Raw genomic sequence first — 9511 nt, forward strand, 5'->3', positions numbered from 1 at the left:
TCATTTTTTTGGGAAAACTTTAATATTTACAAATAATCCTTTGAAATAGCTATATTGAAAAGGATAATGAGTAATTTATTGGTGTCAAAAATAAGTCAAATAAAATTAATTACCATAAGCTATAGTATCATTTACTCAATTCTGTTATTTTTGTTGCATTATCTAAAATATATGAAACGAGCTTGTAACAAATATTGTCTTGAAATAGAAGTATTAATAGCAAACAATATCTGCCATTAAAAAACAATAAAAAACACATGAGAATTATTTTTTCTTTTTTAGCCTTAGCTTTACTTTTTACAAATTGTGACGATGGTGATATAATTACAACAGCATTAGATTTCGATGAAACCTTTGATACTTGTGGTGAATTAGTTTGCTTTAAAATTAAAACAGAACCAACCGAATCGTTGTCTTTATTAGTAGATACTACATTAGAAGATTTAATTGAAACAGAAGTAGATTTAGACCACCCTTTATTGGTGAACTTAGTGGATTTTAATCCTGTATTTACAAATACTCAATTTAACTATAGAACTTATAGCAATACTATTACAAGTGATGTATTTTGTAGTGTTATTCCTCCTGCAAACCTTGGTGTTACTAATGATTATGCTTCAAGTGTTACTGCTACTTTTGAAACTGTTTTAACAGAAGACGATAACGATGGTATACCTGCAGAACTTGAAGATATCGATGGTGATGGTGATTTAGATAATGATGATACAGATGGTGATGGCTTACCAAACTATTTAGACGCAGACGATGATGGTGACAATGTATTAACAGCTTCAGAACTTGCAGATTTTAGTGATATGGATACAGATAACGATCCATTAACAAATCCTGAAGATACAGATGGTGATGGTATACCTAATTATCTAGATACAGATGATGATGGAGACACTATTTTAACAATTAATGAAGAAGGCCAGACTCAAGATCAAAATCCAGCAAACGATATTGATAATAATACAGTTGGACCAGATTATTTAAACAATGTAGTAACTAACAATGTTCCTGCTACAGCTTATAGAGAGCATACAATACAGCAAAGTTTTCAAATTACACTTACTCTTACAGGTATTACTTTGTCTGTACTAACACAAGATGTTTTAGATTTTGGTACTTTATCATCTACAATCTCAAGAGTAGTAACTCCAGAATTTTAGAATAAACTTTAATTTAATCGTGTGGCTTTATATTTTGATAAATATAAACTTCTGTCGCACCTTGTCCATATTTTTTATAATCTGCATCATAATATTTTAAGTTATTATAACGCTTAAAGAGATATTCTAATTCTAATTTTAGAGTGCCTTTTCCTACTCCATGAATAAATACAATTTTCTGTATTTTCTTTTGCATTGCAAACTCCAGCTTATGCTTTGCTGTATCCAACTGGATTATTTTTTTATCATAACTACTTAAATGTTTTTCAGACTTTACCAATTGATGTAAATGTAAATCTACTTCCATAGTAGGCATAAAGCGTTTTTTTGGTTTAACTTTAGGAACGCTTCTATGTTTGTCTAAAGCTTTTTCAGAAAGTACTTGATTTAAACTTTTACTACTAAATACTTGTCTTTTTAGGCTATCATCTTCTTTCTTTACAATTTCTGAAGGACTAAAAGTTAATTCAAAACTATCTTCATCCTCGATATAAATTTCAGAACCAACAATCTTTATAATTTTTCCTGAAAGCGCTTCATCTAAAACGTATACGTAATCACCTATTTTAAAACTCATTCTTCCTCATCATTAATTCTATAATCGTTTTTTGGTGGTTTGCTAGCTAAGGATTTATTAATTATATATAAACCAGCCATTAGTGTTATAATACCTATAGTAAGCAGAAGGATATTTTGCTCTTCGTTTGCATTTGCATAGATAGCAATACTTCCTCCTATTAAAATAAGTAAATAACTTATTGTGTTTTTGTTTTTCATATTCATTTAAAAAGCAAATATAAATATTTTGAATGCACACTTTCTCTAAAAACTATAATTAGAATAATATACTACTTCATTCTTTAAATAATTATTTGAATTTATGTTATCAATTTAAATTCTAAAGAACTACTTAAAGCATAAATAAAATTATTAAAGTTTAGCAATAGCGTATTTTATAATTATTATTATTATTTTTATAACCAATGAATCTTGAAAAGATAAATTAACTAAACATAAATGGAACAAATAGTAAACAACAATAAACCTCCAAGACCAAGCAACTATTTGGCATTAGCTATAATTAGTACAATTGCTTGCTGTATGCCATTGGGTATTGTAAGTATAATATATTCTACAAAGGTAGATAGTGCTTATAATGATGGTAATTATGAGCTTGCAGAATCATCTTCTAAAAAAGCTAAAAATTGGGGAATTGCTGGTCTTTCTACAGGAGTTATAGCAATAGTTTTATATTTAATATTTATTGTTTTCCTTGCAGCTGTAGGAGCTTTAGATGCATAAAAAAACAATACAAAATATAGTTTTAAGCGTTATTATTCTACTATTTACTGGTGGAATAATAGCGTTATATTTTTTATACAACCCTTCGAATAGTAACTATTTTTCTAAATGTATTTTTTATAGTACTACAGGTTTACATTGTCCTGGTTGTGGAAGCCAACGCGCTTTACACCACATACTACAAGGAAATATTTTAACAGGTTTAAAACATAACCTTTTACTTGTTTTACTAGTAATTATTTTAATTTATAAAGCAGTCTTGTTCGGCTTAGAAAAATACTATGTAAAAAAATTTAAAAGCTTGCTTAACAACTCTAAGGTTATAAAAGTTATACTTGTAATTATTATCCTTTATTGGATACTAAGAAATGTAGATTATTATCCATTTGCCGTTTTTGCGCCATAAAAAAAGCAACCTCCTTAGAGATTGCTTTAAAAATATATTTTTATTATGGTATTTAAGCTTCAAATTGCTTTAACGTTTTTGTTATTATAGATACACAATCTAACAATTGTTTTTTAGTGATTACTAAAGGTGGTGCAAAACGTATAATGTTTCCATGTGTAGGTTTTGCTAATAAACCATTATCTCTTAAAGCCATACAAATATTCCAAGCCGTATCGCTCTCTTCTGTATCGTTAATTAAAATTGCATTTAATAAACCTTTACCTCTTACGCCATTTACAATGTTTGAAGTCTCAATAAACTTAGTTAATTCAGCTCTAAATAACACTCCTAAAACCTGAGCATTCTCAGCAAGGTTTTCATCTTTAATAACTTCTAAAGCAGCTATACCAATTGCAGCAGCAACAGGATTTCCTCCAAATGTACTACCGTGATTCCCTGGTTGTATAACATTCATTATCTCATTATTAGATAATACCGCTGAAACCGGATAAGCGCCTCCTGATAATGCTTTACCAAGAATTAAAATATCTGCTTTAACTTCTGGTGTTCCCGAACAATGCTTATCTGCACACGTACAATTACCACAAGTTGCTAACAAACGTCCTGTTCTTGCAATACCCGTTTGTACTTCATCTGCAATAAATAAAACGTTATATTTTTCGCATAATGCTTTTGCTTTAGCTAAATAACCTTCGGTAGGAACATAAACTCCAGCCTCACCTTGAATAGGTTCTACTAAAAATCCAGCGATATTTTTATTACCAGAAAGCGTTTCTTCTAAAGCTACAAGATTATTGTATTCTATTTTAATAAATCCGTTGGTGTAAGGACCAAAGTTTTTTCTAGCCACAGGATCGTTAGAAAACGATATAATTGTAGTTGTTCTTCCGTGGAAGTTATTTTCGCATACAACTATTTCAGCTTCATTTTCATTAATACCTTTTACTTCGTAAGCCCATTTTCTACATAGTTTTAAAGCTGTTTCAACAGCCTCTGCGCCAGTATTCATTGGTAATAACTTATCGTAACCAAAAGTTTCTGTTGCATATTTTTCAAACTTACCTAACATATCGTTATAAAATGCACGAGAGGTTAAGGTTAATGTTTTTGCTTGACTTGTCATTGCTCCAACAATTTTTGGGTGACAGTGCCCTTGGTTTACAGCAGAATAAGCCGAAAGAAAATCGTAATATTGTTTGCCTTCTAAGTCCCAAACATGAACTCCTTCTCCTCTACTTAATACAACAGGAAGCGGATGGTAGTTATGTGCTCCATACTTTTTTTCTAAATCCATCGCTTGTTGCGATGTTAATTGTTCTAATACAGCCATTTTAAATGCGTTTAAATAATGAATAAAATATCCATTCCTTATCTACCTTTTTCCTTTCGAAGTGACGAAAATTCAGCGTGGGAAAGAAATCATCCCTAGGACTTGCAAATTACTAAATATTACTTGCTTCTTAAAATCTTATTATGAAATTTTTCCAGACAAAGAAGATACTTGTAATTCTAATCGTTTTAACTCTCTTAAAATAGAATTTTATCCATTTGAAGCCAAGCAAAAATCTTAAGCATACTTACTCCAAGTAAAAAAATAACACTTCCTAATCCCCATTTAATGAGCGCTTTAGTTGCTTCTGATTCAAAGAATTGTATAACACAATAAATAAATAAGCCAAAGAAAACAACTGTAACAATATTCATTGCAATAAGAACCCTAGCATTTTTTCCTTTAAATAATCCGAAAACCATTTCTAGCACATTTTGTTCTTCTAATGCATCATAAAATTTTGCTTCTTCTTGAGATAAAGTCTCTTTTATTAATAGGTCGATGTCTTCCATTTTATTTTTCATAATTTATTTTTTTAGTATTAATCTTAATTTTTCTCTAGCATAAAACAACCTTGATTTTGCTGTTCCAATTGTTATTTTTAATGTTTTGCTTATTTGTTTTAGTGAATAGTCTTCCAAATAAAATAGTTTTATTACTATTTTTTGCTGTTCTGGAAGCTTATTAATTGCTTTTAAAATTTTTATTTTTAATGCAGCGCGTTCATCTTCTATATCTTCAATTTCTGCTTGTTGTTTATCTAATATTTTTTGTTGATTATCTAATGTATTAGTTTTTCGTAACTCGTCTAAAGATTTTGAATACACAATACATAAAGCCCAACTACCAAAACTAGAAGTCTCTTTTAAGGTATCTAGTTTACTTATTATTGTTCGCTAAGTCTCTTTTGCTATGTCTTTAGATAAATCTGCATCTATAACTATCCAAAACGCTTTTTTACAAAATGTTAAATGCTATCTTTTTACCAAAGCAGTTAAAGCTTCTTGATCTCCAGAGAGATAAGTTTTTACCAATTTAGCATCTACACGTTTATCTGTTTTCAATTAAATGTGTTTTAAATAATTCTATGAGCCTGATTTATAATACTATAATTTGGCTTGTAATTATTGTTTCTTCCATACTCTATAGACGAAGAAAAAGGTGAAAGGTTCATTTTATTTTGAAGTTTTTTAAAGATAATTCAATTTACATAGATTTTGTTTACTGCTATTATTATTTTTGCAGCTATGGCAAGAAGTAAAAACAGAAAAAAAGTATTTACCAATGTAGAAGTTTTTGATACTGCTGCAAAAGGAAAATCGGTAGCAAAGGCACCTGATGGAAAAGTGATTTTTCTACCAAATGCAGTACCTGGTGATGTTGTAGATGTACAAACTTTTAAAAAGCGAAAAGCTTATTATGAAGGCAAGGCCACCACATTCCATACATTAAGTGATAAAAGAGCAGAACCTGCTTGTGAGCACTACGGTGTTTGTGGAGGCTGTAAATGGCAAGATATGGCCTATGAGTTCCAGCTATTTTACAAGCAAAAAGAAGTTACAAATAACTTGGTTAGAATAGGACATATAGAATTACCTGAAATAACACCTATAAAAGCAGCTGCTGAACAGTACTTTTATAGAAATAAAATGGAATTCTCATTTAGTGATAGCCGTTGGTTAACTCTTGACGAAATTCAAAGCGATGAAGATTTAGGAGATAGAAATGCGTTAGGTTTTCATATTCCTGGAATGTGGGACAAAATACTTGATATTAAGAAATGTCATTTACAAGCAGACCCTTCTAATGCTATAAGAAATGCTATTAGATTGTTTGCAATAGAAAACGATCTTGAATTTTTTAATACTAGAAACCAAACAGGATTATTGCGCACCCTGATGCTTAGAACATCTTCTACAGGAGATATAATGGTTTTGGTACAGTTTTTTAAGGAAGACAAAGCGAAGCGTGAATTGTTACTAGATTATGTGTCTGAGACATTTCCACAGATTACCTCTTTACAGTATGTTATTAATGGAAAGGCTAACGATACTATTTACGATCAAGAGGTTATTTGCTACAAAGGTGAAGACCATATTTTCGAGGAAATGGAAGGTTTAAAATTTAAAATAAATGCTAAATCTTTTTATCAAACAAATTCTGCTCAAGCTTTTGAATTATATAAACTAACACGTGAGTATGCTAATTTAAAAGGAGATGAATTGGTTTACGATTTATATACTGGAACTGGTACTATAGCACAATTTGTAGCCAAACAAGCAAAAAAAGTAATTGGTGTAGAGTCTGTACCTGATGCAATTACTGCTGCTAAACAAAATGCAGAATTTAATGGTATAAATAATGTAGAGTTTTATGTGGGAGACATGAAAAACGTTTTTAACGAGCAATTTATTAATACACATGGAACTCCTGATGTTATTATTTCAGATCCACCAAGAGATGGGATGCATAAAGATGTTGTAAAACAGATTTTAAATATCGCTCCTCAAAAAATAGTTTATGTTAGTTGTAACAGTGCAACACAAGCAAGAGATTTACAGCTAATGGATGCTATTTATAAAGTAACTAAAACACAAGCTGTAGATATGTTTCCGCAAACACATCATGTAGAAAATATTGTTTTATTAGAATTAAGATAAATTAATAACACTAAACTTCAGTACTAAAAAATCCCAATATATTATAATATGCATTGGGATTTTTAATATTTTATAGTATGTAATTTACACTATTTATTTAAAATTATTCTTCAATAACAGTACTTAACAATGAATGCATTTATGCATCACTAACTTCAACATCTTTTGTGCTAGAACCACGATGCTTTAAAATAGAGAATTTTAATTCTCTAACACTATCCTTTAATTTCCTTACATACAATGAGAAAAACAAAGGAAAACATGATGCTAAAGAATTTTCAAATGGACGTTTAAAATTCATTATTAATAAAACTAAAAACAATCCACTTTTACAACAACTTAGTGTAAACGAAATTTTAAATGTTGCTTTTAGTAATAACGATATAGCATTATACGAGAATAATAAAAAATTGATAGACAGTCTTTTTTTTAATTCTCCTTTTCAAGATGCAATTAATAATGAATACGAAACAATTAAAAACTTACTTGAAAACCCTATTCTCCCTATAGAAGCAGAATTATTAGAATTTAAATCTAATGCTGCAAACAATTTTTTAGATGAGATTATTACCAAGGCTAATGGTAAGATTATTTTTATAGATAATTGGGCAACATGGTGTGCGCCTTGTAATTCTGAATTTAAAGAAGCTACACCTATTTCTTAATGATAAATTCTGTAAAGAGGTTGAATTTGTATACATTTGCCATCTTTCGGAAGAAAAACTTTGGAAACCTACAATCGCAGAATATAAAGTTAGTAGAAAACACTATTTTGTAACAAAAAACAAAATAAAGCTTTAAAGAATGTTCTTAATTTTATTGGTTGTCCAAATTACAATATAATTGATAAAAAAGGAAAACTGCTATATTCTGGATTCTCAGTATAGACCAAGTGAACCAATTACAACAGAAATTCTTTCTAATTTAATAAAATCTTAATTTGAAAAAAATTGCAACCCTACTTCTACTTCTTATATGTATTGCTTTTAGCTGCGAACGAGATGATTTATGCGATGAAGACACACCTACTACTCCAAAGATGGTTGTAGAATTTAGAGACCTTATTTTAAGTAATAATACAAAAAATGTCACCAAATTACGTGTTGAAGATGCAGACGATGCAACACGTGTTTTAACAGACTATAATAGTGTTACAGAAGACCAAATGCTTTTGCCATTAATAACAAATATTGAAGAATTAGAAACAGGAATTACAAAATACCGTGTCTATAAAGATTATGAAAATGAGGATGGTACAATCACAGGAAACGACGATGTTATCTATATAGAATATAGTACTAGAGAAATTTATGTTTCTCGTGCTTGTGGCTATAAAACTATTTTTGAAAATGTAGAAATAATTATTGAAGACGATGGAGACAACTGGATGGAATTTGCTGTACCAGAAAATGATAATCAATCTGTAATAAATGAAGATAAAATACACTTTACAATACGTCACTAGTTTTTTTATACTTCTTGCTTGTATGCAAATTGGTGCTCAAGAGGAAGAACTTAAAGCAATAGATTCTGTAAAATACACTCAAAAATATGGATTACGCTTAGGTGTAGATTTTAGTAAACTTCTTAGAACCACAATAGAAGAAGACTATTCGGGTTTTGAAATAAATGGAGATTTTAGAATTACCAAAAAACTATATATTGCTGGAGAGATTGGTAACGAAGAGAAAACAACTGCAACAGATTTTTTAAACGCTACTGCAAGCGGTAGTTATCTAAAGTTAGGTGTAGATTATAATATGTTTACCAATTGGTTAGGCATGAATAATATGATATATAGCGGTTTTAGAACAGGTTTTAGTACTTTTTCACAAACTAGAAATAGCTATACTGTTTATAATGAAAACCAATTTTGGCAACCACAATACACTAACATAGAAAGTAAAGAATTTAATGGCTTATCTGCAACTTGGTTAGAACTAATAATTGGGATTAAAGCAGAAGTATTAAAAAACTTATTTATTGGCTTTAATGCACAATTAAAAGGCACAATAACTAATAAGAATCCAGAAAACTTTGAAAATCTTTTCATTCCTGGTTTTAATAAAACCTACGATAGTGGGAATTTTGGTGTAGGATATGGCTATACAATATCTTACTTTATACCTATATTTAAGAAAGTTAATTAAACAACTGATAAGCAATAAAAAATGTTTTAATAAGCCTTTTAATATTAAAAAGTCTTAAATAAAAATACTATTTATTTTTTTTATTTATAATGGCTAAATACATTTTCTCAATTCTTCTTACAACTATTGCTACACAATAAGACACAATTAAAAAGAGTGCTAAAAACAAATAATTCATAAGATTTGATTCTGATTTATTAGCCAAACCTACCCATGGCTTTCTTAAAAATCCGTGAACGGCAAATAAATAGTAAGACAAACCGCCTGTAAAAATAATAAATCGCATTAGTAAATTTGGGAAATGATACTTCTTAAAGATTAAGTAAACAAAAAGGAAAAGTATAATAAATCCTAAATGAGATAAGTACCAAAAGTATATATTATAAAGACTTAAGAGTAAAATAACAACACTTATATTTGCAAACCACTTTAAATGCTTATTAAAAGTTTCTGTTTTAAATGCATATAAAATTCCAAAAACAAATACT

At 29.2% G+C, this 9511-nt stretch carries 12 protein-coding genes and 1 pseudogene; 7 read left to right on the plus strand and 6 right to left on the minus strand.

What is annotated here, in order from left to right:
* The first annotated feature begins 257 nt into the window (after positions 1-257).
* Positions 258-1172, plus strand: coding sequence for a hypothetical protein (locus QNK89_RS03720; protein WP_340169623.1), 915 nt, complete (start codon positions 258-260; stop codon positions 1170-1172).
* Positions 1173-1185: 13 nt separating this feature from the next.
* On the opposite strand, the gene QNK89_RS03725 is transcribed toward QNK89_RS03720, so the two are convergent.
* Positions 1186-1749: a Smr/MutS family protein gene (locus tag QNK89_RS03725; protein ID WP_340169624.1), complete on the minus strand. Its 564-nt coding sequence runs from the start codon at positions 1747-1749 to the stop codon at positions 1186-1188.
* Entirely contained in the window at positions 1746-1949 is a 204-nt protein-coding gene (locus QNK89_RS03730; protein ID WP_340169625.1) for a hypothetical protein, read from the minus strand. The genes QNK89_RS03725 and QNK89_RS03730 overlap by 4 nt, the downstream gene beginning before the upstream one ends.
* 240 nt (positions 1950-2189) lie before the next feature.
* Here QNK89_RS03730 and QNK89_RS03735 point away from each other — a divergent pair, with 240 nt between their 5' ends.
* Both QNK89_RS03735 and QNK89_RS03740 read left to right on the plus strand, forming a co-directional pair.
* Entirely contained in the window at positions 2190-2474 is a 285-nt protein-coding gene (locus tag QNK89_RS03735) for a CD225/dispanin family protein (RefSeq protein WP_340169626.1), read from the plus strand.
* Positions 2467-2880, plus strand: a complete 414-nt coding sequence (locus QNK89_RS03740) for a DUF2752 domain-containing protein (RefSeq protein WP_340169627.1) — start codon at positions 2467-2469, stop codon at positions 2878-2880. The genes QNK89_RS03735 and QNK89_RS03740 overlap by 8 nt, the downstream gene beginning before the upstream one ends.
* Before the next feature lie 52 nt (positions 2881-2932).
* On the opposite strand, the gene rocD is transcribed toward QNK89_RS03740, so the two are convergent.
* The 3 genes and pseudogenes from rocD to QNK89_RS03755 all read right to left on the minus strand — a co-directional run bounded on the left by rocD (position 2933) and on the right by QNK89_RS03755 (position 5103).
* Positions 2933-4213: an ornithine--oxo-acid transaminase gene (gene rocD / locus QNK89_RS03745; RefSeq protein WP_340169628.1), complete on the minus strand. Its 1281-nt coding sequence runs from the start codon at positions 4211-4213 to the stop codon at positions 2933-2935.
* Positions 4214-4354: 141 nt separating this feature from the next.
* A pseudogene (locus tag QNK89_RS03750) lies at positions 4355-4737 on the minus strand (DUF6768 family protein).
* 3 nt (positions 4738-4740) lie between these two features.
* Complete coding sequence (locus tag QNK89_RS03755; protein ID WP_340169634.1) at positions 4741-5103, minus strand: sigma-70 family RNA polymerase sigma factor; 363 nt, start codon at positions 5101-5103, stop codon at positions 4741-4743.
* Between the two features lie 357 nt (positions 5104-5460).
* Here QNK89_RS03755 and rlmD point away from each other — a divergent pair, with 357 nt between their 5' ends.
* The 4 genes from rlmD (at position 5461) to QNK89_RS03775 (ending at position 9023) form a co-directional block, all read left to right on the plus strand.
* On the plus strand, positions 5461-6873 hold the full coding sequence (gene rlmD, locus QNK89_RS03760) for a 23S rRNA (uracil(1939)-C(5))-methyltransferase RlmD (protein WP_340169629.1): 1413 nt from the start codon (positions 5461-5463) through the stop codon (positions 6871-6873).
* Between the two features lie 167 nt (positions 6874-7040).
* Entirely contained in the window at positions 7041-7538 is a 498-nt protein-coding gene (locus tag QNK89_RS03765) for a hypothetical protein (RefSeq protein WP_340169630.1), read from the plus strand.
* A gap of 275 nt (positions 7539-7813) precedes the next feature.
* Positions 7814-8338 carry a hypothetical protein gene (locus QNK89_RS03770; RefSeq protein ID WP_340169631.1) on the plus strand — a complete coding sequence of 175 codons (525 nt, stop codon included), beginning with the start codon at positions 7814-7816 and terminating at the stop codon, positions 8336-8338.
* Positions 8304-9023, plus strand: a complete 720-nt coding sequence (locus tag QNK89_RS03775; RefSeq protein ID WP_340169632.1) for a DUF6048 family protein — start codon at positions 8304-8306, stop codon at positions 9021-9023. Before QNK89_RS03770 ends, QNK89_RS03775 begins: the two co-directional genes overlap by 35 nt.
* 67 nt (positions 9024-9090) lie before the next feature.
* On the opposite strand, the gene QNK89_RS03780 is transcribed toward QNK89_RS03775, so the two are convergent.
* The coding region (locus QNK89_RS03780) for a hypothetical protein (RefSeq protein WP_340169633.1) at positions 9091-9511 on the minus strand (421 nt) is incomplete at its 5' end.

This window comes from Lacinutrix sp. (assembly GCF_037625555.1).
Lineage (GTDB): Bacteria > Bacteroidota > Bacteroidia > Flavobacteriales > Flavobacteriaceae > Lacinutrix.

What these genes read in the sequence shown, in the direction of transcription:
- rlmD (WP_340169629.1), top strand. Translation starts at nt 5,461, where the DNA reads ATGGCAAGAAGTAAAAACAGAAAAAAAGTATTTACCAATGTAGAAGTT.
- QNK89_RS03735 (WP_340169626.1), top strand. Translation starts at nt 2,190, where the DNA reads ATGGAACAAATAGTAAACAACAATAAACCTCCAAGACCAAGCAACTAT.
- QNK89_RS03725 (WP_340169624.1), bottom strand. Translation starts at nt 1,749, where the DNA reads ATGAGTTTTAAAATAGGTGATTACGTATACGTTTTAGATGAAGCGCTT.
- QNK89_RS03740 (WP_340169627.1), top strand. Translation starts at nt 2,467, where the DNA reads ATGCATAAAAAAACAATACAAAATATAGTTTTAAGCGTTATTATTCTA.
- QNK89_RS03775 (WP_340169632.1), top strand. Translation starts at nt 8,304, where the DNA reads ATGAAGATAAAATACACTTTACAATACGTCACTAGTTTTTTTATACTT.
- QNK89_RS03730 (WP_340169625.1), bottom strand. Translation starts at nt 1,949, where the DNA reads ATGAAAAACAAAAACACAATAAGTTATTTACTTATTTTAATAGGAGGA.
- QNK89_RS03720 (WP_340169623.1), top strand. Translation starts at nt 258, where the DNA reads ATGAGAATTATTTTTTCTTTTTTAGCCTTAGCTTTACTTTTTACAAAT.
- rocD (WP_340169628.1), bottom strand. Translation starts at nt 4,213, where the DNA reads ATGGCTGTATTAGAACAATTAACATCGCAACAAGCGATGGATTTAGAA.